This is a genomic window from Pseudoclavibacter sp. VKM Ac-2867 (assembly GCF_015351275.1).
Lineage (GTDB): Bacteria > Actinomycetota > Actinomycetes > Actinomycetales > Microbacteriaceae > Pseudoclavibacter.
This window is the reverse complement of the sequence record NZ_JADKSL010000012.1, coordinates 42,629-65,784: the sequence shown is the minus strand read 5'-3', so window position 1 is coordinate 65,784 and position 23,156 is coordinate 42,629. Positions and strand designations below refer to the sequence as shown.

23 protein-coding genes and 1 tRNA gene are annotated in these 23,156 nt (G+C 68.4%); 6 read left to right on the top strand and 18 right to left on the bottom strand.

Annotated elements, in window-relative coordinates:
- The first annotated feature begins 72 nt into the window (after positions 1-72).
- From ITJ67_RS12775 to ITJ67_RS12755, 5 genes are all read left to right on the top strand, one after another.
- Positions 73-282 (top strand): MbtH family protein, encoded by a 210-nt coding sequence (locus ITJ67_RS12775; RefSeq protein WP_104298996.1) that lies wholly within the window; start codon positions 73-75, stop codon positions 280-282.
- Positions 279-1,262 carry an ATP-binding cassette domain-containing protein gene (locus tag ITJ67_RS12770; RefSeq protein WP_160070536.1) on the top strand — a complete coding sequence of 328 codons (984 nt, stop codon included), beginning with the start codon at positions 279-281 and terminating at the stop codon, positions 1,260-1,262. Before ITJ67_RS12775 ends, ITJ67_RS12770 begins: the two co-directional genes overlap by 4 nt.
- Entirely contained in the window at positions 1,259-2,059 is an 801-nt protein-coding gene (locus ITJ67_RS12765) for an ABC transporter permease (RefSeq protein WP_160070537.1), read from the top strand. The genes ITJ67_RS12770 and ITJ67_RS12765 overlap by 4 nt, the downstream gene beginning before the upstream one ends.
- Positions 2,056-2,820, top strand: coding sequence for a 4'-phosphopantetheinyl transferase family protein (locus ITJ67_RS12760; RefSeq protein WP_160070538.1), 765 nt, complete (start codon positions 2,056-2,058; stop codon positions 2,818-2,820). The genes ITJ67_RS12765 and ITJ67_RS12760 overlap by 4 nt, the downstream gene beginning before the upstream one ends.
- Positions 2,821-2,961: 141 nt before the next feature.
- Positions 2,962-3,231, top strand: a complete 270-nt coding sequence (locus tag ITJ67_RS12755; protein ID WP_194677918.1) for an acylphosphatase — start codon at positions 2,962-2,964, stop codon at positions 3,229-3,231.
- A 24-nt stretch (positions 3,232-3,255) separates the two neighbouring features.
- On the opposite strand, the gene ITJ67_RS12750 is transcribed toward ITJ67_RS12755, so the two are convergent.
- The 16 genes from ITJ67_RS12750 to ileS all read right to left on the bottom strand — a co-directional run bounded on the left by ITJ67_RS12750 (position 3,256) and on the right by ileS (position 19,853).
- A complete protein-coding gene (locus tag ITJ67_RS12750; RefSeq protein WP_160070540.1) occupies positions 3,256-4,008 on the bottom strand; it encodes a DUF1345 domain-containing protein in 753 nt (250 codons plus the stop codon).
- A gap of 159 nt (positions 4,009-4,167) precedes the next feature.
- A tRNA-Ala gene (locus tag ITJ67_RS12745) sits at positions 4,168-4,243 on the bottom strand.
- Between the two features lie 76 nt (positions 4,244-4,319).
- Complete coding sequence (locus tag ITJ67_RS12740) at positions 4,320-5,105, bottom strand: sulfite exporter TauE/SafE family protein (protein WP_236558220.1); 786 nt, start codon at positions 5,103-5,105, stop codon at positions 4,320-4,322.
- Between the two features lie 5 nt (positions 5,106-5,110).
- A complete protein-coding gene (rsfS, locus tag ITJ67_RS12735; protein ID WP_160070541.1) occupies positions 5,111-5,515 on the bottom strand; it encodes a ribosome silencing factor in 405 nt (134 codons plus the stop codon).
- A gap of 70 nt (positions 5,516-5,585) precedes the next feature.
- Positions 5,586-6,389 (bottom strand): hypothetical protein, encoded by an 804-nt coding sequence (locus ITJ67_RS12730; protein WP_194677917.1) that lies wholly within the window; start codon positions 6,387-6,389, stop codon positions 5,586-5,588.
- Positions 6,386-7,015 (bottom strand): nicotinate-nucleotide adenylyltransferase, encoded by a 630-nt coding sequence (nadD, locus tag ITJ67_RS12725; protein ID WP_104240830.1) that lies wholly within the window; start codon positions 7,013-7,015, stop codon positions 6,386-6,388. The genes ITJ67_RS12730 and nadD overlap by 4 nt, the downstream gene beginning before the upstream one ends.
- 19 nt (positions 7,016-7,034) lie before the next feature.
- Positions 7,035-7,304 carry a hypothetical protein gene (locus ITJ67_RS12720; protein ID WP_104331507.1) on the bottom strand — a complete coding sequence of 90 codons (270 nt, stop codon included), beginning with the start codon at positions 7,302-7,304 and terminating at the stop codon, positions 7,035-7,037.
- 28 nt (positions 7,305-7,332) lie between these two features.
- A complete protein-coding gene (gene obgE / locus ITJ67_RS12715; RefSeq protein WP_194677916.1) occupies positions 7,333-8,841 on the bottom strand; it encodes a GTPase ObgE in 1,509 nt (502 codons plus the stop codon).
- Positions 8,842-8,946: 105 nt separating this feature from the next.
- Complete coding sequence (gene rpmA, locus ITJ67_RS12710; RefSeq protein ID WP_068481308.1) at positions 8,947-9,201, bottom strand: 50S ribosomal protein L27; 255 nt, start codon at positions 9,199-9,201, stop codon at positions 8,947-8,949.
- 18 nt (positions 9,202-9,219) lie between these two features.
- Positions 9,220-9,528: a 50S ribosomal protein L21 gene (gene rplU, locus ITJ67_RS12705; protein WP_068481311.1), complete on the bottom strand. Its 309-nt coding sequence runs from the start codon at positions 9,526-9,528 to the stop codon at positions 9,220-9,222.
- A gap of 222 nt (positions 9,529-9,750) precedes the next feature.
- A complete protein-coding gene (locus ITJ67_RS12700; protein WP_228502782.1) occupies positions 9,751-12,402 on the bottom strand; it encodes an Rne/Rng family ribonuclease in 2,652 nt (883 codons plus the stop codon).
- A gap of 287 nt (positions 12,403-12,689) precedes the next feature.
- The gene (locus ITJ67_RS12695) at positions 12,690-13,952 is read right to left on the bottom strand and encodes a M20 metallopeptidase family protein (RefSeq protein ID WP_194677914.1); all 1,263 of its coding nucleotides are present in this window, start codon (positions 13,950-13,952) and stop codon (positions 12,690-12,692) included.
- Positions 13,953-14,057: 105 nt separating this feature from the next.
- Positions 14,058-14,480: a nucleoside-diphosphate kinase gene (gene ndk, locus ITJ67_RS12690; protein WP_104331510.1), complete on the bottom strand. Its 423-nt coding sequence runs from the start codon at positions 14,478-14,480 to the stop codon at positions 14,058-14,060.
- A 74-nt stretch (positions 14,481-14,554) separates the two neighbouring features.
- A complete protein-coding gene (locus tag ITJ67_RS12685) occupies positions 14,555-15,007 on the bottom strand; it encodes a DUF4233 domain-containing protein (RefSeq protein WP_236558222.1) in 453 nt (150 codons plus the stop codon).
- Complete coding sequence (locus ITJ67_RS12680; protein WP_194677939.1) at positions 15,004-16,332, bottom strand: bifunctional folylpolyglutamate synthase/dihydrofolate synthase; 1,329 nt, start codon at positions 16,330-16,332, stop codon at positions 15,004-15,006. Before ITJ67_RS12680 ends, ITJ67_RS12685 begins: the two co-directional genes overlap by 4 nt.
- A gap of 230 nt (positions 16,333-16,562) precedes the next feature.
- A complete protein-coding gene (gene ileS / locus ITJ67_RS12675; RefSeq protein WP_194677913.1) occupies positions 16,563-19,853 on the bottom strand; it encodes an isoleucine--tRNA ligase in 3,291 nt (1,096 codons plus the stop codon).
- Positions 19,854-20,195: 342 nt separating this feature from the next.
- On the opposite strand from ileS, the gene ITJ67_RS12670 reads away from it, so the two are divergent.
- On the top strand, positions 20,196-20,681 hold the full coding sequence (locus tag ITJ67_RS12670) for a hypothetical protein (protein WP_194677912.1): 486 nt from the start codon (positions 20,196-20,198) through the stop codon (positions 20,679-20,681).
- Positions 20,682-20,759: 78 nt separating this feature from the next.
- Here ITJ67_RS12670 and ITJ67_RS12665 read toward each other — a convergent pair whose 3' ends face one another.
- Positions 20,760-22,319, bottom strand: coding sequence for an HNH endonuclease signature motif containing protein (locus ITJ67_RS12665; RefSeq protein WP_194677911.1), 1,560 nt, complete (start codon positions 22,317-22,319; stop codon positions 20,760-20,762).
- A gap of 177 nt (positions 22,320-22,496) precedes the next feature.
- Entirely contained in the window at positions 22,497-23,132 is a 636-nt protein-coding gene (locus ITJ67_RS12660) for a TetR/AcrR family transcriptional regulator (protein ID WP_194677910.1), read from the bottom strand.
- Positions 23,133-23,156 lie beyond the last annotated feature (24 nt).

The following is a 23,156-nucleotide window of genomic DNA, read 5'->3' as shown; positions in this document are numbered from 1 at the left end:
CTCCGAAGCACCTGGAGAACCATTCGCGCCACCTCACTCACGAACCCCCGCGTGAACAGAGAAGGGAACATCATGACCAATCCGTTCGATGACATCTCCGCAGAGTTCCGAGTCCTCGTCAACGAGCTGCAGCAGCACTCCCTCTGGCCTGACTTCGCCGACGTGCCCGCAGGCTGGGTCGTCGTCTACGGCCCAGCCCCTAAGCAGGCCTGCCTCGACTACGTAACCGAGAACTGGCGAGACATCACGCCCGTCCGCGAGCGCGACCTGGCGGTCTCGTGATCTCGATCCGCGGGCTCAGGAAGCGCTTCGGCGACTTCACTGCGCTCGACGGCGTGGACCTCGAGATCCCAGCTGGCTCCGTTCATGCGCTCCTTGGCCCGAACGGGGCTGGCAAGACCACCACCGTCCGAGTCGTCACGACCCTCCTCGATCCGGATGCTGGCGACGTGCAGGTCGCCGGCCACTCCGTCCGGCACGAGGCTCAGGATGTGCGGCGCAGCATCGGCGTCTCCGGTCAGTACGCGGCCGTCGACGAGAAGCTCACCGGAGTCGAGAACCTGACGATGGTCGGCCAGCTCTACGGCATGCGGCGCCGAGATGCGAAGGCACGCGCGAACGAACTGCTCCGCGACTTCCGCCTCGATGACCTGCACCCCAAGAAGCGCGCGGGCGACTACTCGGGCGGCATGCGTCGACGCCTCGACCTTGCCGGCGCCATCGTCGCCAGGCCGCCCGTCGTGATCCTCGACGAGCCGACGACGGGACTCGACCCGCGCGGGCGTCGCGACACCTGGGATGCGATCCAGACGCTCGCGACGGCAGGCACGACGGTGCTCCTGACGACCCAGTACCTCGAGGAGGCCGACCAGCTGGCCGATGCCATCTCGGTCATCGACTCGGGCCGGATCGTGGCAGAGGGCACCGCGTCGGCGCTCAAGGCGCGAGCCGGAGGAGCCGCGATCGATCTTGTGCTCGAGCGAGCTGAGGATGGCCACCGGGCCCTCCAGATCGTCGCCGCGATCGGACGCGAGGCATCCCTCGACGACCGCGCCGTGCGCATCACCGCCAAGGCACCGAACGGCAGCCGTGATCTCGCGGCCGTGCTCGCGGGCCTCTCGGAGGCCGGGATCGGCACGATCGAGGCGGCGCTGCGTCAGCCGACCCTTGACGAGGTCTTCCTCCAGATCACGGGACAGCGACCCGACGACGCGTCTGCCGACGCGCACACCAATGACGAGCGAGAGGCGGTTACCGCATGAGCGCAATCACCGCAGCCTTCCGCGACGGCAGCATCGTCGCCCGCAGGAACGTGCTCAACGTGCAGCGCACGCCGGGCGCTCTCGTGACCGGCATCGCGCAGCCCATCATCTTCGTCCTCATCCTCGCCTTCGTCTTCGGCGGCGCGTTGGGTGGCGCCGACTACCGGCAGTTCCTGATCGGCGGCATCCTCGCCCAGACGCTGACCTTCAACTCCTCGTTCACCGCCGTCTACCTCGCGAAAGACCTGCAGTCGGGCCTCATCGATCGCCTCCGCACGCTCCCCATGTCGCGCGTCGGCGTCATCCTCGGGCGGACGAGCTCCGACCTCGTCACGAGCGTCATCTCCATCGCCGTGATCCTGACGTGCGGACTCGCGATCGGGTGGCGCGTCGAATCCGGCCCGCTCGAAGTCCTCGCCGCCTTCGCGCTGCTGCTGCTCTTCGCCTTCGCGACCTCCTGGATCGGCGCGACCATCGCGCTGACCGCGAAGAGCGTCGAGGTCGCACAGAGCCTCGGCCTCCTGTGGCTGTTCCCCGTCTGCTTCATCTCCGGTGCCTTCGTCTCGGCCGATATGCTCCCCGGCCCCCTGCGGGCGTTCGCGGAGTGGAACCCGGTCACGGCGGTCGCCAGCGCCGTCAGAGAGCTCTTCGGCAACGCGGCCCCGAGCGGCTTCACCGCCGCCGGTGGCTGGCCCGCCGAGAACGCCGTCCTGTACGCGTTCCTGTGCAGCGTCGCGATCATCGCGATCTTCGCGCCGATCGCCGTGTGGCAGTACCGCCGCATCAGCCGCCGATGATCGCCGTGCTCGCCGCTGGCATCGACGAGGTGCTCGACGCCGCGTCGCAGTGCGCGGGCACCGACGATCTCGCCGCCGCCAGTGCTCGGAGCACCGAGGAGCTGCGCCGCCGCACGCTGGCGGGGCGCGCCGCCCTCCGTCTGCTGGCGGCCTGGGGCCGCGGGGTCCCGCTCGAGCTGGCCGGCGAGCTCGACATCGACCGCCGCTGCGCAGACTGCGGCGGGCGCCACGGGCAGCCGACGAGCAGCGACCTCTCGCTCAGCTCCTCGACGACGAGCGGCCGGGTGCTCGTCGCGATCGCAGACCCGGCGGATGCGATCGGCGTCGACATCGAGACAGTGCCGACACAGCTGTGGTCCGAGTTCGACGCGTACGCCCTTCACCCAGCAGAGCGGCTGCGGATGCCCGCGCCGACGCAGCGGGTGGGCGTCGCCGATCGCATCGCCCTCTGGACCGCGAAGGAGGCTGCGCTGAAGGTCTCCGGCCGTGGCCTGCGAGACGAGCCGTCCTCGCTGCTCGTCGAGGAGCATCCGCTTGATGGGCACCCCTCCTGGCGCCTCGTCCGCGGCGCGCCCAGCCCAGCATCGGGTCCGTCGCCCGTGAGCGTGCGCGCGCTCGCGATCGGCGGCAGCGCGGCGGCATCGATCGCCACCAACCGCCCGCAGGAGGTGCGGCTGTGGAGCATGCCCGAGCTGCTGACCGAGCTCGGCTGTCTCCCGGACACCGGCTACGACGTGGGCGAGCTCTCGCACCTCGCCTGACCGGGGACGCTTCCCGAGCGCTCACGTTGGCCGAGCCCGCCCCAGGTGGGCCGAGCCCGCCAGGTGGGAAAAGGCTGTGCTTCCCACCCCACACCGACCGGTGTCTTCCCGGATTTCAGGCTCGGAAAGCACAATGTCGCTATGCGGAGAGTCAACGTCATCGTGGCCGGCACCGTTCAGGGCGTCGGCTACCGCTTCACCACGGCGCAGGAAGCACAGCGTCTGGGGGTGAGCGGCTGGGTCCGCAACCTGCACGACGGCCGTGTCGAAGCGGAGCTCGAAGGAGAGGAGCACCAGGTCGATGCGCTCCTCGCGTGGATGAGCAAGGGGCCCCCGTACGCCGAAGTCACCGTGTCTCGTGTCTCTGAGCGGACCCCCAAGGGAACCGAGGGCTTCCGCGTCGTCCGCTGAACCTGCCTGGGCTGGCCTCCCCCGCTAGGTCGTGAGCCCGCCGAAGAGCACCGAGACCATCATGGCGACGATGACCGAGTTGAAGGCGAACGCCAGCACCACGTTGGTCCGGGCGATGCGCCAGCCGCGGCGAGAGGTGATCTCAGCCGACGCCGTCGCCGCCATCGTCGACATCAGCACCGCGAGCGTGAGGTAGTCGCCGAAGCGCGGCTCCTCCTCGAACGGGAACACGATCTGCGACCGGCGCGCGGTGCCCCGCTCTTCCTCATCCGCTCCCCCAAGGTCCGCCTCAGCCTCAGGGACGGCATCGAGACGCAGGTACTCCAACGCGAACGCGTAGACCATGAGCGCCCAGGAGGCCGCGACCGTGGCGAGCCCGAGCACCACGAAGATGGTCTGGTCGCGGAAGGCGGGTTCCTGCGCGATCGCAACCGTGAGAGCGACCGCGACCATGGCGCCCGCCATCGTCCAGTCCGTCGCTCCCCCGTAGCCGACGAGCCGGTGCCACCAGCGGCGTTTCGTGATGCGCTCTCGCCTCGAGGCGACACGCAGCTGCACCGCGTCCGCAGTGCGATACGCGAGGTGCGTCCAGACCAGGTACACCGTTCCGAACAGGGGCCAGAACACGATGAAGATGCTCACGAGGTAGCGAACCGTGTCGCCGATCTCGACGCCGAGGCGTCTCGCCACCAACAGGTAGAAGGCCGCTGCGAACGGCACCGCGATGAGCGCGCTCCAGTTGGCCCGTGCAGTGTCGCCCGTGATGCGTCTCGCCATGCGGCTATCCTCCCGCATCGGGCGGGAATCAAGCGGAGCCAAGACTCGCCGATCTCACCGAATCAGGCCACCCGGATATGGGCGTCGGAGGCGCGCGTCGCGAACGAGACGCGGCTCAAACGAAAAAGCCCCGGTCAGCTTCGACTGACCGGGGCTTCATGGTGGATCTGAGGGGATTCGAACCCCTGACCCCCTGCATGCCATGCAGGTGCGCTACCAGCTGCGCCACAGACCCGCACCCGTTTCCGGGAACTCGAAAATAATAGCTCAGAAGCTGGGACGCACCAAATCGAGGCGGCCAGCGCGTGTCGCTACCGAGCGGTGCGGCGTGGCCACGCATCCACGCCCATGCGCACCGCGATGACGACGAGGAAGGCCGCGAAGAGCAGGTTCGCGAGCGACGGCGAGATGGCGGCGGCGCTCAAACCCCCGAGGCTCGTCGTGAGACAGGCAGCGCCACCGACCGCGAGACCGGCGCCCACGTCCACGTTCTTGCGTCGCAGGTTGCTGATCGTGCCGGACAGCGCCGTCGGAATCATCATGAGCAGGGAGCTGCCCTTCGCGAGCAGGTCGCTCGAGCCGAAGAGCACGACCAGCATCGGCACGACCACGACTCCCCCGCCGATGCCCAGCAGACCGGACAGCACACCCGTGCAGAGACCCAGGAACACCAGCAGGACACCACCGAGCAGATCGATGTGCACCGCGGCATCCCTCGACGGCACGACGAGGAAGAGCGAGACGATGACAACCCCGATGAACGCGATGAACGCCCACTGCAGCGTGCGCTTCGAGACCTTCTCCAGCAGCCACGATCCGAGCGGGGCACCCGCGATCGCGCCGACGGCCAGGAGCCCCGCCAGGAGCAGGTCGACGTTGCCGCCGACCGCGTACGTCACCACACCGACGATCGCCGACGGCAGGATGGCGAGCAACGAGGTGCCAGCGGCCAAGCGGGTGTCGAGCCGCACCAGATAGACGAGTGCGGGCACGATGAGGATGCCCCCGCCGACCCCGAAGAGCCCCGAGAGGAAGCCCGCGAGCAAGCCGGTGAGGATGAGCCACGCCCATCCGCCCTTCGACCTGCGGGGCGTCACGTTGCTCAGCTCTGCTCGGCCTGGTTCGGCTCGGTGGCGACCGCGTCGCCCTCGCCGAGATCGAGCTTCACGACGGGTGCGTCGTTCCACAGGCGCTCGAGCCCGTAGAACGTGCGCTCCTCCTCGTGGAAGACGTGCACCACGATGTCGTTGAAGTCGAGGAGCACCCAGCGGCCCTCACGACGGCCCTCGCGGCGCAGCGTGCGCTGCCCGATGTCGCGCATCGCGTCCTCGATCTCATCGGCGATGGAGAGCACCATGCGCTCGTTGCGACCGGAGACGAGGAGGAAGATGTCCGTGAGCGGCATGTTGTTCGAGACATCCAGGGCGACGATATCGAAGCCGAGTCTCTTGTCGGCAGCCTTCGCTGCGATGTCTGCCAGTTCGATTGCTCGCGTACTCGCGGTCATTCGGTCCCTTTCATTGAGAGCCCAGAAGAGCTCAACGTGGTGTCCGAGAGGCGATGCGCTCGCCAGCTGATCAGAACCAACCCTGAACAATACCCAGGATCACTGCGACAACGCCAGCCACAGCGACGGCGAGGCCACTCACGACCGCCCAGATCGACAGCCGCACGCCGTGCCCGCGGCGGGGTGCGAGCGGCATTCCAGGCTCGCGCACCGCGCGGCTGGCCGCGACAGGGCTGTGCTCCTCGGCGACCCTCGAGTGCAGCTGCTCGTCGCCCTCGTCAGCGTGGTCGATCTCCGGCGAGTCGAGCCCCGTCGTCAGCGTGCCGAAGTTGGAGAGCTCGCGGGAGACCTGCATCTTGCCCGTGATCATGAGATCACCCGCGCCACTGAGGGCGCCGGTGATATCGGGCGAGCTCATCTCCGGCATGACGATCATGCCGGTCGGCGTCTCGTCCGTGGAGTGGCTGGCCATGACGAGGCGTCGGAAGTAGTCGCCGCTCGTGCCGTCCTCCTGCGCCTCCTGCTCGACGGCCGCCGGGCTCCGATTGAACGAGTCGCCGGGCAGCTCAGGGGCCTCGGGCACCTCCGGGGCCTCGAGCGTCGCCAGCACCTCGATCGGGGTCGGCGAGAGGCCTTCGATCTGGAGCGGAGCCTCGAGCGCGACGCCGGATGCGAGCTGAGCCGGCTGGGCCGATTCAGCGGGAGGGGCCGGAGCGGCTGGAACGACAGGAGCGGCTGGAGCGGCTTCGTCGGATCCCGCCCCAGCCTCCACGGAGACCGTCGGCGCCATCGTCGGGAGCTCGGGCTGCTCGCCCTTCTCTCGGCGACGTTCGAGCTCGCGAAGCTCGCGGCGAGTCAGTGGGGCGTCACTCATATGGCATCAATCTCTTCTGCCGTGTACAGCCTGTGCTTGGCCATGTACTGCACGACACCATCTGGCACCAGGTACCAGACCGGCTTCTCCTCGTAGGCCCTTGCCCGGATGTCCGTCGAGGAGATCGCCAGGGCTGGGATCTTGAGCGCCGTCACCTTGTCGGCGGGGATGCCGTCGGTGCGCATCTCGTGCCCTGGCCGCGAGACCGCGACGAACTGGGCGAGCTCGAACAGCTCGAGCGAGTTCTTCCACCCGAGGATCTGCGCGATGGCATCGGCACCCGTGATGAAGTACAGGTCTGCGTCCGGACGGAGTCGCTGAACGTCGCGCAGGGTGTCGATCGTATAGGTGGGGCCATCGCGGTCGACGTCGACGCGACTCACCTTGAACCGGGGGTTCGAGGCCGTCGCGATGACCGTCATCAGGTAGCGGTGCTCGACCGGGGTGACGTGCGACTTGTGCGACGGCTTCCCCGTCGGCACGAAGAGCACCTCATCGAGATCGAAGTGCGCCGCCGCCTCGCTCGCCGCCACGAGGTGCCCGTGGTGGATCGGATCGAAGGTTCCACCCATGACGCCGACTCTGCGGCGCTCGGGAACGGGGGAAGGCTCGACGGTGTGAGGCATAGGGGGGCGCGGCTCCGCGCTAGTGCTTCGAGTGCTCCGAGCCGGCCTCGATGACGCCAGCGTGGTTGAACGGCTCGTATGGAACGACCTTGGAGTCGACCGGGTTGCTGTGCCACGTGTTGCGGAACGCGTACGTGACGACGATGAGGGCAACGAAGGCGACGAGCGTGACGACACCGAACATGATCGGGGGCATCACCAGCTCGTTGACGATGTGGTGCCCCTCTTCGGCCAGCACGGTTTGGGCCAGCACGGCATCAGCAAGCGCAGCGGGAATCAGCTCGATCATGCGTCCCACCCTACCAATGTTCGCGGGGTCACTCGTCGACCTTCCACACGCCACCCTCGCGCTCGCGCTCGAGTTCGGCACGCGCCGCGGCCTTGCCGTCCATTCGCTCGTAGTAGCCCTCGCGCCGCTCACGCGTGGTGGTGCGGCTGTTCTCCTCGAGGCGGCTATCGGTGCCACGCGGCGAGACCGTGAGCTCTGCCGCGCTCGTGAGCGTCGGCTCCCAGTCGAAGACGATGCCCTGCGCGCCAGGTCCGATGATGACGGCGGAGCCGGCGACTGCACCGGCCTTGAAGAGGGCTTCCTCGACACCGATCTTGTTGAGGCGGTCCGCGAGGTAGCCGATGGCCTCATCGTTCGCGAAGTCCGTCTGCGCGACCCAGCGCTGCGGCTTCTCACCGAGGATCCGGTACGTGTTGCCGTGCGTTCCGCCCTCGACGCGGATCTCGAACGGCTTCTCGTCGACGGGGCGCGGACGCAGCACGATGCGCGGCTTGATGGCCAGCTCGGCGAGCTTGGCTTCCCTATCGCGGTCGATGAGCTCGCCAAGCGCGAAGGAGAGCTCCTTGAGCCCCTCGTGGCTCACGGTCGAGATCTCGAAGACACGGTAGCCGCGCTCCTCCAGCTCGGGGCGCACGAAGTCGGCGAGCTCCCGCCCATCGTGCAGGTCGATCTTGTTGAGCGCGATGAACTGCGGACGCTCCAGGAGCGGCGTCTGCCCCTCTGGCACCGGGTAGTTGCCGAGCTCCTCGAGGATGACATCGAGGTCGCTGATCGGGTCGCGGCCCGGGTCGAGTGTTCCGCAGTCGAGCACGTGCAGCAGCGCGGAGCACCGCTCGACGTGCCGCAGGAAGTCCAGGCCGAGGCCCTTGCCCTCGCTCGCACCCTCGATGAGCCCGGGAACATCTGCGACCGTGTAGCGGTACTGGGCCGCCTGCACGACGCCGAGGTTCGGGTGGAGCGTGGTGAACGGGTAGTCGGCGATCTTCGGCTTGGCCGCGGACATCGCCGCGATGAGGCTCGACTTGCCAGCGGATGGGTAGCCGACGAAGGCCACGTCCGCGACGATCTTGAGCTCGAGCTGCACCTGCAGCTCCTCGCCGGGCGTGCCGAGCAGAGCAAAGCCCGGCGCCTTGCGCTTCGTGTTGGAGAGTGACGCGTTGCCGAGCCCGCCCTGTCCGCCCTCGGCAGCGACGTAGCGCATACCGGGCTCGGAGAGATCGGCGAGTTCGACGCCGTCAGCGTCGCGGACGACCGTTCCGATGGGAACCGGCAGATCGAGCGGCTGACCGGTGTACCCGTTGCGCCAATCGCCCATGCCGAAGCCGCCCTTGTCGCTCGAGCGATGAGGCTTGTGGTGGTACGACAGCAGCGTCGTCTCCTGCGGGTCGGCGTAGAACGTGATGCTGCCGCCGTTGCCGCCATCACCGCCGTCGGGGCCGGCGAGTGGCTTGAACTTCTCGCGCTTGACAGAGACGCAGCCGTTGCCACCCTCTCCAGCGCGCAGATACAGCGTCACCTGGTCGACGAAGGTGGCCATGAAGAGCTCCTGTAGAACGATAAGTCGTGAAAATACGGATGAGGGGCGGACCGTGGCCCGCCCCTCATCCTGACACCGCCCTGGATTCAGGGACTGTGCTTGCTGCTATTCGCCAGCGACGATGTTGACCACCTTGCGGCGGCCCTTCGCACCGAACTCGACGATGCCTGCCGAGAGGGCGAACAGCGTGTCGTCGCCACCGCGGCCCACGAGGGCGCCGGGGTGGAAGTGCGTGCCGCGCTGACGGACGAGGATCTCGCCCGCGCTGACGGTCTGGCCCGCGAAACGCTTCACGCCGAGGCGCTGAGCGTTCGAGTCACGGCCGTTGCGAGTCGAGCTCGCTCCCTTTTTGTGTGCCATTGAAGTCTGCTCCTCGACTTACTTGATGTCGGTGATCTTGATGCGCGTGAGCTCCTGACGGTGGCCCTGACGCTTCTTGTAACCGGTCTTGTTCTTGTACTTCTGGATGACGATCTTCGGGCCGCGGAGGTCGTTGAGGACCTCTGCAGTCACCGTGACCTTAGCGAGCTTCTCTGCGTCACTCGTGATGGTCTCACCGTCGACGAGCAGCACAGCCGGAAGCGTGACGTTGCCCTTCTTGTCGGCAACAACACGGTTCGTGGTGAGCACAGTGCCCACCTCTACCTTCTCCTGCCGTCCACCGGCGCGCACAACTGCGAATACCACTTCAGTACCTTTTCTCCGAGCCCGACAAGGTCGGACGCTGTGTCTTCAAACTCTGGAAGCCCTGCTCGCTGCGGCGAGCTGACTCTGCCCTGCAACCGGGCGAGGGAATGCCAGCACGAATGCAAACGTGCAACAGCGAACCACTTTACCCGGCAGGGTCGGTGCGCGCAAGCGCACCCACCCACTCGACGCTTTCGCGTCCGGTCGCCCTACCCTGCCATCTTACTCGGCAGAGAGCGGCGGCGTCGTGATGCGGCGGCGGCGCGGACGCCCCGAAGCACCCTTGGGCGGCTCAACCGTTGCCGGTTGCGCTGCCTTCGGCGCTGACGTCGTCGGCGCATCCTGAACCTTCTCAGGGGCGGCGGCGGGCGTCGTCACCTCGACCGCGGCGGGGGCCTCGGTCGTTTCGTCTGCTGCAGGCTGCGGCTCACCCTCTGGGGTGACCAGCGCATCCAGCAGCGAGTCGAGTTCACGAAGCGCTGCCGGGTCGGCCTCGCGCTTGGTCTGTGCCGGCTCGGCGCTCTGGGCCGAGTCGAAGTCGAAGAGGTTCTCGCTGGCGCGCGCCTTCCGGTCGTCGCCATCCGACTGCTGCACCGCATTGCGGTCGACCGTCACCGGCTCGCTTGGCGCCTGCTCCGGAGCCTCAGACGATGCGGGAGCCTGAGCATCCGTCTTGGCGCGCCTGCGGCCGCGTCGCGAACGACGCGACTCGCCCTGCTGCCCGGCCTGCTCATCGCCGCCACGCTCGTCGGCGACCGGCGCCTGGCCGCTCACCTGCACGACGGGCTGCTGCTCTTCCGAGGGCTCGCCCTGCTTCTGCCCGGTGAGCGTCGAAGCCGCGATCTTCGAGAGAGCGCCCCGCGCCTCCTCGGTGATGCCGTGCGTCGACGTCGCGGCCGGAGCTGCGACGGCACGAGGAGCCTGCTGCTCACGCTGCTGACCACCGCGGCCCTTGCGGCCGCTCTTCGCGTTGGCGCTGCTGTCAGGCGCTCCCCCACGGTGCTTGAGCACTGGGTCGTGGAAGACGATGACACCCCGGCCAGCGCAGGACTCGCACGGCTCGCTGAACGTCTCGAGCAGGCCGAGACCGAGCTTCTTGCGGGTCATCTGCACGAGCCCGAGGCTCGTCACCTCTGCGACCTGGTGCTTCGTGCGGTCACGGCTCAGGCATTCGATGAGGCGACGCATGACGAGGTCGCGGTTCGATTCGAGCACCATGTCGATGAAGTCGACGACGATGATGCCCCCGATGTCGCGAAGACGCAGCTGGCGGACGACCTCTTCGGCCGCCTCCAGGTTGTTCTTGGTGACCGTCTCCTCGAGGTTGCCGCCGGAGCCGACGAACTTCCCCGTGTTGACGTCGACGACCGTCATCGCCTCGGTGCGGTCGATGACCAGCGAGCCGCCGGACGGCAGCCAGACCTTCCGGTCAAGCGCCTTCTCGATGTGCTCGGTAGCGCGGTACTCGGCGAAGACGTCGCCGCCCTGGAACGCTTCGACGCGGTCGACGAGGTCCGGAGCGACCTGGTGCAGGTAGTTCGTGATGGTCTCGAGCTCTTCGCTGCCCTGGATCACGATCTTGTGGAAGTCCTCGTTGAAGACGTCGCGGATGATCTTGACGAGGAGGTCGGGCTCGGAGTGCAGGAGCGCCGGAGCGGGTCCCGCCTCGATGCGCGAGGAGATGTCGGCCCACTGCGCGGTGAGTCGGTTGACGTCGCGCTCGAGCTGATCCTGTGTCGCGCCCTCGGCAGCCGTGCGCACGATGACGCCGACGCCTGCCGGCAGGGTCTCCTTGAGGATCTTCTTGAGGCGTGCGCGCTCCGTGTCCGGCAGCTTGCGGGAGATGCCGTTCATGGAGTTCCCCGGCACGTAGACCAGGTAGCGACCAGGCAGCGACACCTGGCTCGTGAGGCGGGCGCCCTTGTGGCCGATCGGGTCCTTCGTGACCTGGACGAGCACGCGGTCGCCCGGCTTGAGGGCGTTCTCGATGCGACGCGACTTGCCGCCGACCTCAGCAGCGGCCCAGTCGACCTCACCGGAGTAGAGCACGGCGTTGCGGCCGCGCCCGATGTCGATGAAGGCCGCCTCCATGCTCGGGAGCACGTTCTGCACGCGACCGAGGTACACGTTGCCGATGAGCGACGACTCCTGCGAACGCGCGACGTAGTGCTCGACGAGCACCTTGTCCTCGAGCACGCCGATCTGGACGCGGTCGTCCTTGGCGCGGACGAGCATGACGCGGTCGACCGCCTCGCGACGAGCGAGGAACTCGGACTCGGTGATGACCTGGCGGCGACGCCCGCTCTCGCGGCCCTCGCGGCGGCGCTGACGCTTCGCCTCGAGACGCGTGGACCCCTTGATCTTCTGCGGCTCCGTGATGAGCACGGGCTCTTCGACCGGCTGCTCCTCGCGGGACTGACGACGACGCGTCGTCGACTGCTGGCGCTCTGCCGGGGCCTGGCGGCGGTCGTCACGCGACGACTCCCTGGAGCGCTCGCCGCGATCTGAGCGGTCGTTGCGGTCTGAGCGGTCGTTGCGGTCTGAGCGGTCGTTGCGGTCGGAGCGCTCGCCGCGGTCATGCCTGTCGTAGCGATCGTTCCGGTCGCCGCGCTCCTGGCGCTCGTACGGCTCGTCGTCCTGACGGCGAGCGCGGCCGCGGTCTTCGCGTGGGCTGCGCTCCAGCACCGGGGGCAGATCTGGCTGCAGGAAGAAGAGCGTCGTGGAGGAGATGACGGACGGGACCGACGACGCGGACTCCTCCGTCGACTCCTGCTCCGCTGCGCCTACCTCTGCCGCAGTCGCGGACTCCTGGCCCGTCTCTGCGTCGAACTGCTCATCGGTGGTGTTCTGGTCTGATTCGTTTGTGGTCACCATTTCTGGTGTGCTCCTACTCCGGCGTGGCGCAAAGCGTGCGCCCACCCCTCCGGGCGATGAAGATGCCATGCATCCTCATCGAAAATGGTCTCCGCCCGTTCGGCGGAAAGGTTGTACGTGGTGTGCCGCGGTTGCGGCGATCCTGCCTGCGGCCCGTGCGACGGAGCGTTGCTCTGCTCGTGGCTCGTGCCTGAAAAACTTCGGGTGCCGTGGGACTCTGCCCGGTCGACCTTTCCAGTATCGCACGGCCACCGCATCCAGACCCGATTTCGGCTGTGCGCCCACCGTCAGGGCAGGACCCGCCTATGGTGTGCGATGCCGAGGATGCGCTCGGCGGCCGCGCAGTACCCGGCGAGGAACGCGCTCGCCACGAGCCCGACCGCATCCTCCGTCGGAAGGAAGCGCGGGTGGTGGAGTGTCGGGGCGTAGGCGCCTCCTGGCCCAGGCAGACCTGCCGTCTCGACGCCCGCGAAGCACATGATCGAGGGAACCTCGTCGCAGTAGTACGAGAAGTCGTCGCCGCCGAGCGAGCGCATGGGCTCCGCCCCATCGACACCGAGGCGCGCCAGCCAGTCGTCGGCGTCGGAGGCGAGGTGGGTGTCGTTGATGAGGACGGGCATGTTCTGGTGCATGTGCACGATCGCCTCCGTGCCGTACGCCTCAGCAGTGCGCACCGCGAGGTGCTGCACGGCCGCGAACAGGAGCTCTCGGTCTTTCGGCGCCGTCGTGCGCATCGACGCGAGCAGCCGGGCGCTCGAGGGCAGCACGTTCGCCGCGCCCTCACCTGCGGTGAGCGTCCCGACGCTGATCACCGCCGGGTTCATGGGCGAGATCGTGCGACGGACCACCTCGGGGAGTCCGAGCGCGATCTGGGCGACGGCCGCGACGGGGTCGGCCGCCTGGTGCGGGTACGCGCCGTGACCGCCTCGCCCCTGCAGGGAGATCTCGATCTCGTCGGCAGCCGCGTTGATGTAGCCGCCGCCGATGGCGATCGCCCCGCGAGGGACGCCCGGGTGAACGTGCGCGCCGATGACATGCTCGACCTGGAACCGCTCGAGGCCGCCCTCCTGCACGATCTGATGCGCGCCCGAGGGGTAGGTCTCCTCCCGTGGCTGCAGGATCGGCACGAGTCCGACGGGGAGGTCGAGGTGATCCGCGGCCCGGATGAAGGCGACGAGCGCCGCTTGGTGGACGTCGTGCCCGCAGGCGTGCATCGCGCCGTTCGCCGAGGCGAACGCAACCCCGGTGAGCTCGGTCAGGGGCAGCGCATCCAGCTCGGCGCGCACCCCGACGGCGCCCCCGGTTGCCGGGCCGAGGCGCCCGATGCGCCCGGAGTCGGCGATGCGGTGCATCGTGACCCGGTCGCCGAGCTCGGCCTCGAGGCGGGCGGCGGTGTCGTTCTCCTCACCGGAGAGTCGGGGGTCGGCATGGAGCTCCTGACGCAGCCGGACGGCCGCTGGCAGCTCCTCGCGCAGCGCAGCGCGCCACGCAGAGGCCAGCTCGTCGAGCCGCTCGCTGTGTGCCGTCGACGACGATCTCCCAGCCTTCATCCCGTAACTCGCCCCCGAATCGATCATGTCGGACCTGACGGTCCATCTACCGCGAAGCCTACGACTCCGCCGAAGCCCGACCGAGTCACCCGCCCCTGGAGTCGGTCAGGCCGCGAACCAGATGCCGAGCTCGCGCTCGGCGGACTCGACGGAGTCGGAACCGTGCACGATGTTGAGGAGCACGCCGGCGTCCCAGTCACGACCGAGGTCGCCTCGGATCGTGCCAGGCGCGGCAGTCGTGGGGTCGGTCGTGCCGGCAAGCGATCGGAAGCCCTCGATGACGCGGTGGCCCGCGACGCGGATCGCGACGGTTGGCCCTGACTGCATGAACTCGAGGAGGCCCTCGTAGAACGGCTTGCCCTCGTGCTCCGCGTAGTGCTCCGACAGGAGCGCACGGTCTGCGTGGACGAGGCGGATGTCGACGAGCGAGTAGCCCTTCGTCTCGATGCGGCGAAGCACTTCGCCCGTGAGGCCGCGCTGCACGCCGTCCGGCTTGACGAGGACGAGCGTCTCTTCGATGGTTGCCATGGTTCCTCCATTGGTCGTGGTGGTCGGCCCTGTCAGGGGCCAGGTCGTTCGGTGAATGCGTGCTGGTCAGCTGGTCAGCTGCTCGGTGGGTCGTTCTGCTCCGTGATGGGCATCCCGTCGGCGCCGATCTCACCCGCCGCGAGGCGACGGTTGTACTCGGCGATGATCGGAGCCCGCTGCCGGTCGATCTGGCCGCCCTTCCACATGAAGTACGTCCAGGATGCGAGGAACAGCGCCCCGACCACGAACATACCGGGGTGGAGGAAACCGGCGGCGACGAGCAGGATCTGCACGGCCCACCCGAGCCAGATGCCCCACTCGTACCTGAGCAGCCCGATGGTGACGACGATGAGCAGGGCGAAGGTGAGGCCGAGCGCAAACGCTGGAATGGGCTCGAGCACGCGCATCCCGAACACCAGCAGCGTACCGAGGAAGACGACGAAGAGCTCGAAGCCCAGGAAGATGGAGCCGATGACCTCGCGGATGCTGCGCTGACGGGGCAGCCGGCCGCTATTGCGCCGACTCACGACTCCTGCGCCCAGCCTTCGTCGCGCGAGAGGGTGAGCGCCGTGCCGATGAGCGTGACGGAGCCCGTGATGAGCACCGCGGCGTTCCTGCCGTCCTCTGCGCCCTCGGCGAGGAGATCGAGGGCGATCTCGCGGGCTCGCTCGATGGCGTCCTCGGCTCGCTCGAGCACCTCGGGCTCGCCGCCGGTGACCTCGCGCACGATGTCGCCGAGTTCCTCAGCGTCGATGGCACGCACCGAGTCGGACTGGGTGACGACGAAGCGCTCCGCGATGGGCTGCAGGGCACGGACGATGCCGGCCGCGTCCTTGTCTGCTAGGACTCCGAGCACCACGACGACGCGCGAGAAGTCGAACGACTCGGTCACGGCCCTCGCGAGCGCCTCGGCGCCGTGCGGGTTGTGGGCGGCGTCGATGAGCATGGGCGGGGTGACGCCGATGCGCTCGAGGCGACCCGGCGACTTCACCTCGACGAACGCCGCCTCGACGAGCTCATCGCGCAGGCTCCGGTTCGCGCCGAAGAATGCCTCGACGGCAGCGAGTGCTACGGCAGCGTTGTGCGCCTGGTACTCACCGTCCAGCGGCAGCAGCAGGTCCTCGTACGTGCCAGCGACGCCGCGAACCGTCACGAGGCGTCCGCCGACGGCCAGCTGGTTGGTGACGACGGAGAAGTCCTTCGGCTCGGCGTACAGGTGCGCTTCGGACATCTCGGCGGCACGCGTGATCTCCGCGAGCACCTCGGGCTGCTGCTCTGCGGTGACGACGCGTGCGGCGGGCTTGATGATGCCGGCCTTGGTGCGCGCGATCTCCGAGAGCGTCCTGCCGAGTCGCTGCGTGTGGTCGAGCGCGATGGGCGTGAAGACGGCGACCTCGCCGTCGGCGACGTTCGTGGAGTCCCACTCGCCTCCCATGCCCACCTCGACCACCGCGACATCCACGGGCGCGTCGGCGAAGCACGCGTAGGCGAGCACCGTGAGCGCCTCGAAGAATGTGAGGCGCGGCTCTCCCGCCGCCTCGAGCTCCGCATCCACGATCGAGAGGAAGGGCGTGATGTCCTCCCAGTTCGCGACGAGTCGCTCGTCGCTGATGGGACTCCCGTCGACGGCGATGCGCTCGTTGATGCGCTCGAGGTGCGGACTCGTGAGGAGGCCAGTGCGCAGGCCGTGGGCGCGCAGCACGGTCTCGATGATGCGTGCGGTCGAGCTCTTGCCGTTGGTGCCAGTGAGGTGGATGACCGGGTACGCCGTGTGCACGTCTCCCAGGAGCTCGACGGCGCGCCTCGTCGCGTGGAGTCGCGGCTCTGGGGCCGCCTCCCCCACGCGCTCCATGAGCTCGTCGAAGACACGCTCGCCTTCGCTGGCCCAGTCGGTGCCCTCGAGGAGCGTTCGCTCGTCTTCCTCGCGCTCCGTCAGGACCTCGTCCTCATCGTCGGAGAGCGCCGGCGTGAACGTCTCGGCGATGTCCCTCGGCTCGAGCTCGAAGTCGCCGGATGCGTCCAAGGCCTCCGATTCGCCGGACTGCTCTTCCCAGTCGCCGGAATCCTGCTGGTCGCGTTCGCTCACGCCACTACCTCCACGTCGATCTCAAGGGCACCATACGTGTCCGCGCTCACCTCGTCGTCAGCCGGCGACGCGAGTCCGCCGGTGACCTGGAACTCCACCGCGAGGGTCTCCCCCGAGATGAGCTCCCGGTGCGCCTCGATGGCGGCGACCGACGCGTCGTCGGCGCGCAGGGCGAGGCGGATGCGGTCGGAGACCTCGAGTCCTGCCTCCTTGCGTGCATCCTGGACCGCACGCACGACGTCGCGCGCGAGGCCCTCTGCGGCGAGCTCCGCACTCACGTTCGTGTCGAGCACGAGGATGCCGCCGCTCGGCAGCAGGGTGATGGCCCGGTCGTCGCTCTCGCCTGCGGTGACGAGCTTGACCTCGTACTCACCCGCCTCGAGCTGCAGTCCGCCGGCCGTGACGACGCCATCGACCTCGCTCCAGTCTCCGGACTTCGAGGCCTTGATCGCCAGCTGCACCTGCTTGCCGAGGCGCGGACCAGCGGCGCGCGCGTTGACCTGCAGGACGCGGTCGATGCCGTACTTGGCCTCGGACTCGGCGACGAAGCGCTCGAACTCGACGGACTTCACGTTGAGCTCGTCACGCAGGATGCTCGCGAAGGGCTCGAGCGCATCCGTGTCCGGCGCGACGACGGTGAGGCTCGCGAGCGGGAGGCGCACCCGGCGCCCGGCCTGCTTACGCAGGGACAGCGCTGAGCTCGTGACGCGGCGGACCGCATCCATCGAGTCGACGAGCGCCTGATCGCTCGGGAACGCCGACGCGTCCGGCCAGTCGGTGAGGTGCACGCTGCGTCCGCCAGTGAGCCCGCGCCACACCGTCTCGGAGATGAGCGGCGTGAGCGGTGCGGCGACGCGCGTGAGCGTCTCGAGCACGGTGTAGAGCGTGTCGAACGCCTCGGTGCTCGTGGCGTCGTCGGTCACTCCCCGCCAGAAGCGGTCGCGCGAGCGACGCACGTACCAGTTGGTGAGCACGTCGCCGAAGTCGCGGAGGCGCGATGCGGCGGTCGTCGAGTCAAGTGCCTCGAGGTCTGCCTGCACCTCGGAGACGAGCACGCCCAGCTTGGCGAGGATGTACTGATCGAGCACGTCGCTCGAGTCGGTACGGAACGTCGCCTCGTACGCCTCAGTCGAGCCGACCGCGGTGTTCGCGTAGGTCGTGAAGAAGTAGTACGTCGACCACAGCGGCAGGAGGAACTGGCGGACGCCCTCGCGGATCGTCTCCTCGGTCACGATGAGATTCCCGCCGCGCAGCACGGGGCTCGCCATGAGGAACCAGCGCATGGCATCCGACCCGTCCCGGTCGAACACCTCCTGCACGTCCGGGTAGTTGCGGAGGCTCTTCGACATCTTGCGACCGTCGTTGCCGAGCACGATGCCGTGGCTCACGACCCGCTTGAACGCGGGACGGTGAAAGAGCGCCGTCGAGAGCACGTGCATGACGTAGAACCAGCCGCGCGTCTGCCCGATGTACTCGACGATGAAGTCGGCGGGCGAGTGCGAGTCGAACCACTCGCGGTTCTCGAACGGGTAGTGCACCTGCGCGTACGGCATGGAGCCGGAGTCGAACCACACGTCGAGCACGTCGGGGATGCGCCGCATCGTGGATGCGCCGGTCGGGTCGTCCGGGTTCGGGCGCGTGAGCTCGTCGATGAACGGGCGGTGGAGGTCGGTCGGGCGCACCCCGAAGTCTCGCTCGATGTCGTCGAGCGAGCCGTAGACGTCGATGCGCGGGTAGTCGGGGTTGTCGCTCTTCCACACCGGGATGGGGCTGCCCCAGTACCGGTTGCGGCTGATCGACCAGTCGCGGGCCCCTTCGAGCCACTTGCCGAACTGGCCGTCTTTGACGTTGTCCGGCACCCAATCGATCTGCTGGTTGAGTTCGACGAGCTCGTCGCGGAACTGCGTGACGCGCACGAACCAGCTCGAGACGGCCTTGTAGATGAGGGGCTTGCGGCAGCGCCAGCAGTGCGGGTAGGAGTGCTCGTAGCTGGCCTGCTTGAACAGCCGACCGTCGGCCCGCAGGAGCTGGGTGAGCGGCTTGTTGGCATCGAAGACCTGCAGACCCGCGACGGGCTCGACGGCAGAGAGGAACTTGCCGCCCTCGTCGACGGAGAGGATCGTGGGGATGCCGGCGGCGTCGCTGAGCACCTTGTCGTCCTCACCGTAGGCGGGGGCCTGGTGCACGATGCCGGTGCCGTCGCTCGTGGTGACGTAGTCGCCGAGCAGGAACTGCCACGCGTTCTGCGTGCCGTAGGTCTCGGTGTCGGCGTAGAAGTCCCACAGGCGCTGGTATCGGACGCCGGCGAGCTCGGCGCCCTTGAGGGTGCGGCTGGTCGCGGCGGCCGCGTCCTCCGCGCTCTCGTAGCCGAGCTCCTTGGCGTGGGCCGCGACGCGTGCGCTGGCGAGCAGGAAGGAGCCCGCGCCCGTCTCGGCGCCGTCTGCCGCGCCGAGCGGGCCAGCTGGTACGACGGCGTAGTCGATCTCGGGGCCGACCGCGAGGGCCAGGTTGGTCGGGAGCGTCCACGGGGTCGTCGTCCAGGCGAGCGCCTTCACGCCGGCGAGGCCGAGCGCATCCGCCCGTTCCCCCTCGAGCGGGAAGGTGACGGTGACGGTCTGGTCCTGACGCATCTGGTAGACGTCGTCGTCCATGCGCAGCTCGTGGTTGGACAGGGGCGTCTCGTCGTTCCAGCAGTACGGCAGCACGCGGAAGCCCTCGTAGGCGAGGCCGTCGTCGTACAGCTTCTTGAAGGCCCAGAGCACCGACTCCATGTAGGAGATGTCGAGCGTCTTGTAGTCGTTCTCGAAGTCGACCCAGCGGGCCTGGCGGGTGACGTACTCCTGCCACTCGCGCGTGTACTTGAGCACCGACTCGCGGGCGGCGTCGTTGAACGTGTCGATGCCCATGGCCTCGATCTCGGCCTTCGACTGGATGCCGAGCTGGCGCATGGCCTCGAGCTCGGCGGGCAGGCCGTGCGTGTCCCAGCCGAAGCGGCGGTGCACCTGGCGGCCGCGCATCGTGAAGTAGCGGGGGAAGACGTCCTTCGCATACCCGGTGAGGAGGTGCCCGTAATGCGGGAGGCCGTTCGCGAAGGGAGGGCCGTCGTAGAAGACCCACTCCTCGGCGCCCTCGCGCTGGTCGATGGAAGCCTGGAAGGTGCCGTCTTCTCGCCAGAAGTCGAGCACCCGCTCTTCGAGGCGCGGGAACGACGGTGAGGCGGCGATGCTGTCTCTTGTCGAGCTGGCGGGATCGGCGGCTGGTCCGAACGAGGCCTTCGGGTAGCTCATGCGGTGGAACTCCTGGCAGTAAGTGGATGTGCTTGGTCTGCTTCAGGGACGCCTTCCGGCGCGGTACCACCCCGATTGCGCGCTCCCCCGGATGATGTTCCGGAGGCGCTCGCCACTCGTTCCGGGCTGTGACGGGCCCTCCCGACCGGTTCTACTTGGCCTGCGCTCCTCGAGAGGCTCGCTCACCGTTCTTCCGGGGACTCCCCGCTGATGGGCGGATCACAGTCATGCTGCGAACATCGTACGCGCCTGGGCATGCTGCGCGAAACGGACAGGCCAGGCTCAAGGGAAGGCTGTGTACGCTCGCCTCTTCTGGATTCACCGACGGACGGCACCCAAAGCATGCTCACCTCTCACCTCTCCAAGCTCGCAGCGACCAGCATCTTCGCGACCATCGCGCTCACCGGCTGCTCAGCGCTCGGCGGAGAGGAGACGGCGACTCCGTCGCCCTCGGCTTCGACGACGACCGAGGCCACGACGGCTGACGGTGGCGGAACCTGCGCGGACGTGCAGGCCGAGATCGATTCGATCAGCACGAGCGTCCAGGGCATCGCCGACCAGGTGCCCGGTGACATCCCCGGAGCCGTCGCGACGCTCGCGACCATAGGTGCCAACCTCACGACGCTGCAGCAGAGCGTCACGGACCCCGACCTCAAGACGCACGTCGACACGCTCGTCACCGAGGTGACAGAGCTGCAGACGACAGCTGGGGAGCTCGCGAACGGCGAAGGTGGCTTCGCGGCCGCCGCGAGCATCCTCACGCAGCTCGGCGAAGTCGAGTCTGCCCTCTCGTCACTGACGGCCTACTGCGAGCTGCAGACGAGCTAGAGGAACCGGAGGACCCTCGAGCAGCGCCCTCCGAGACCTTGCGAGAGCTGCGGACCCGGGCGACGGTCTCGGCTGCTGTCAGCTCCCGTGCAACTGCTCCTGCAGCGCTGAGCCGCGCAGAGTTCTGCGCCGGAAGAGTCGATACTCCCAGCCCGGTCGGAGGGCTCGCCATCTGCCCGCCCGGTCGCGCACGACTTCAAGCTGGTTCTTGTGGGCCAGGTGATGATGGAAGCTGCAGAGGAGCACTCCCTCATCGACGTTCGTGAGGCCGCCTTCAACCCACGGCGTGGTGTGGTGCGCTTCGCACATGCCCGGCGGCTTCCAGCAGCCCGGCGTGATGCAGCCCCCGTCGCGGGAGGCGAGTGCTCTGCGCTGCGCGCGACTGTACAACCGCTGACGGCGGCCGAGTCTCAACGGTTCTCCGTTCGAGCCCAGGAGCGCCACCTGCACGAACCCGTCGCAGAGGGTCTTCGCGACCAGGCTCGGCGGCACCGGCGTTCCGGTGCGTTCGAGGTGCGGCACATCGGCTGGGCGACTGGCCTTCCCGTTCAGGCCAGCGTCTGTTGTGGTGATGACGACGGTGGGCGCCTCCCCGCCCGCGCGGGGAGCGTCCGGGGCTTCCGCGAATCGCGCGAAGACCAACTCCACGGCGTCCATACGCTGCTGGGCGGGCGTGCGCTGGTCAGGGATTCGCTCATCCGGATGCGAGACATCGACGTCCGCCGCATCGAGTCCCTCGGCACCGCGTGCGGCAGCGCCAGCCCTCGGATTACCCGGCTCGTCCGGGGCGACCTCGCGGGACGCGACAGCTGCGTCGGGGGCGTGGGCGTTCCCGATGGGCGGGGCCTCTTCGAAGGCAACCTTGCGGCGGGGCGAGGTGACCGTCTCGCACACCTTCCGGAGCAGCTCCCCCTGCTCCGGAGTCGCGACGAATCGACCCGTGACCGTGCCGTCCGAACGCTCCCGCATCCAGAATCCCCGCTTGCGCGCAACGCGCTCCGCGAGTGGTTCCGCGCCGTCGGGGTCGAGGAACGCCACCCACTGCGCGGCCTGGACGCGAAGCAGTTCCGGAGTTGCCGGGGCAAGATCCTCTGGGTTCACGCCCCGCGCCGAGTCGACAAGCTCCGTCTCAGCCGCGTCGAGATGGGCTCGCTCGGCACGGCCGTTCACGGGCTTCAATCCCTGCACGATCGCGGACGCCTGCCCGAGCGTGATCTGCGCAGCTGCAAGCGCGGTCGCAACGGCCGGGTGTGCCGGCCCGAGATGCTCGCCCGTCAGACTCACCGGGGCGCGGGTGGTCTCCGCAACGCGAACCAGCGACCCGGCCTCGGCGTAGGGGACCCCCAGGAGCTGCTGGAGCAGCTCCGCAAGGTTAGAGAAGCCCATGCTCCGAACGAGCTCGTCGGGTGCCGAGCCCTCCTCGTCACGACGAAGCACCTCCCCCGCAACCTCGACCAACGCCGCGTCCAGTGCGCGCCGACGGCTCGCGAGCTCCGCGATCACCACGGGAATCTCCATCGCCAGCAAAGCCAGAGCGTTGCCGGGGGCCGCGATGAGCGCGTCGACCGTCGCGGTCTCCGGCGACGACCTCCTGGAGGTCGCCCCGTTGCGCCCCGTGCCGCTCTGCCCAAGAACCATGATGACCTCCCCCCGGGATCACCTCCAGCCTAGCACTCAGGCCATCACTACACACTCGTTGACCAGGAATTTATCAATGTTTTTCGAAGATAAAATCGACCGAGAAGCTCCGGACCAGAGGACACCAGACTGCAGCGGGCGCCTCGAGGCCGAACGCCTCCAGCGGTAGCCACAGGCCTACTCGGCCGAGTACGCCCGGAAGATCGGGGCGCTCGCCTCGTCCACGACTCTCGAGAAGCTGCCCCGGGTGGGCCCCTCCTCGATCCAGAACACGGTCGCGGCGATGGTCGCCGAGATGATGGACCCTGCGCAGACGGTGCGCTGCAGCCACCCCAGCCCCGGCTCCGCTCGGGCAAGGAAGTCCATGAGCGCCGCCTGCTGGGCCAGCGCGCGCTTCGTGCCAGTCGCGGCGAGGTCTGCACTCGTGCCTGCCACGCTGCGCAGCGAGCCCGCCCAGCGGACGGTTTCGGGCTGCACCGTGTCGGCGATCTCGAGCAGCACCTTCCGGAGCGTCGCGAGGCCTTCTCCCCTCTTCGGGGCACCGCGCGCGACGAGCTCGGTCGCGGCTGCCTCGAGCCGCGGAGGAACCTCGGCGAGGAGCGGGTCGAGACCGACCCACAGCACGTCGGCCTTCGCTGTGAAGTAGTTGAAGAACGAGCTCCTCGCGACGCCGGCACGGCGGGCGATGTCGCTCGCGCTCGTCTGCTCGTAGCCCTGCTCGAGGAACAGCTCGAGGGCGGCCTCTTCGAGCGTCTCGCGACTCGACGCGGAGGGTCGGCCTCGACGCGCGACCCGTTCCTCGTGCTCCGTCATCATCTTCTCATTTCTGCATGGTGT

Excerpts from the sequence above, each read along its gene's own strand:
- ITJ67_RS12775 (WP_104298996.1), top strand. The coding sequence starts at position 73 with ATGACCAATCCGTTCGATGACATCTCCGCAGAGTTCCGAGTCCTCGTC.
- ITJ67_RS12765 (WP_160070537.1), top strand. The coding sequence starts at position 1,259 with ATGAGCGCAATCACCGCAGCCTTCCGCGACGGCAGCATCGTCGCCCGC.
- ITJ67_RS12760 (WP_160070538.1), top strand. The coding sequence starts at position 2,056 with ATGATCGCCGTGCTCGCCGCTGGCATCGACGAGGTGCTCGACGCCGCG.
- ITJ67_RS12755 (WP_194677918.1), top strand. The coding sequence starts at position 2,962 with ATGCGGAGAGTCAACGTCATCGTGGCCGGCACCGTTCAGGGCGTCGGC.
- ITJ67_RS12750 (WP_160070540.1), bottom strand. The coding sequence starts at position 4,008 with ATGGCGAGACGCATCACGGGCGACACTGCACGGGCCAACTGGAGCGCG.
- rsfS (WP_160070541.1), bottom strand. The coding sequence starts at position 5,515 with ATGACCGCGAGTACGCGAGCAATCGAACTGGCAGACATCGCAGCGAAG.
- ITJ67_RS12730 (WP_194677917.1), bottom strand. The coding sequence starts at position 6,389 with ATGAGTGACGCCCCACTGACTCGCCGCGAGCTTCGCGAGCTCGAACGT.
- nadD (WP_104240830.1), bottom strand. The coding sequence starts at position 7,015 with ATGCCTCACACCGTCGAGCCTTCCCCCGTTCCCGAGCGCCGCAGAGTC.
- ITJ67_RS12720 (WP_104331507.1), bottom strand. The coding sequence starts at position 7,304 with ATGATCGAGCTGATTCCCGCTGCGCTTGCTGATGCCGTGCTGGCCCAA.
- obgE (WP_194677916.1), bottom strand. The coding sequence starts at position 8,841 with ATGGCCACCTTCGTCGACCAGGTGACGCTGTATCTGCGCGCTGGAGAG.
- rpmA (WP_068481308.1), bottom strand. The coding sequence starts at position 9,201 with ATGGCACACAAAAAGGGAGCGAGCTCGACTCGCAACGGCCGTGACTCG.
- ITJ67_RS12700 (WP_228502782.1), bottom strand. The coding sequence starts at position 12,402 with ATGGTGACCACAAACGAATCAGACCAGAACACCACCGATGAGCAGTTC.
- ITJ67_RS12695 (WP_194677914.1), bottom strand. The coding sequence starts at position 13,952 with ATGAAGGCTGGGAGATCGTCGTCGACGGCACACAGCGAGCGGCTCGAC.
- ndk (WP_104331510.1), bottom strand. The coding sequence starts at position 14,480 with ATGGCAACCATCGAAGAGACGCTCGTCCTCGTCAAGCCGGACGGCGTG.
- ITJ67_RS12680 (WP_194677939.1), bottom strand. The coding sequence starts at position 16,332 with ATGGAGCGCGTGGGGGAGGCGGCCCCAGAGCCGCGACTCCACGCGACG.
- ileS (WP_194677913.1), bottom strand. The coding sequence starts at position 19,853 with ATGAGCTACCCGAAGGCCTCGTTCGGACCAGCCGCCGATCCCGCCAGC.
- ITJ67_RS12670 (WP_194677912.1), top strand. The coding sequence starts at position 20,196 with ATGCTCACCTCTCACCTCTCCAAGCTCGCAGCGACCAGCATCTTCGCG.
- ITJ67_RS12665 (WP_194677911.1), bottom strand. The coding sequence starts at position 22,319 with ATGGTTCTTGGGCAGAGCGGCACGGGGCGCAACGGGGCGACCTCCAGG.
- ITJ67_RS12660 (WP_194677910.1), bottom strand. The coding sequence starts at position 23,132 with ATGACGGAGCACGAGGAACGGGTCGCGCGTCGAGGCCGACCCTCCGCG.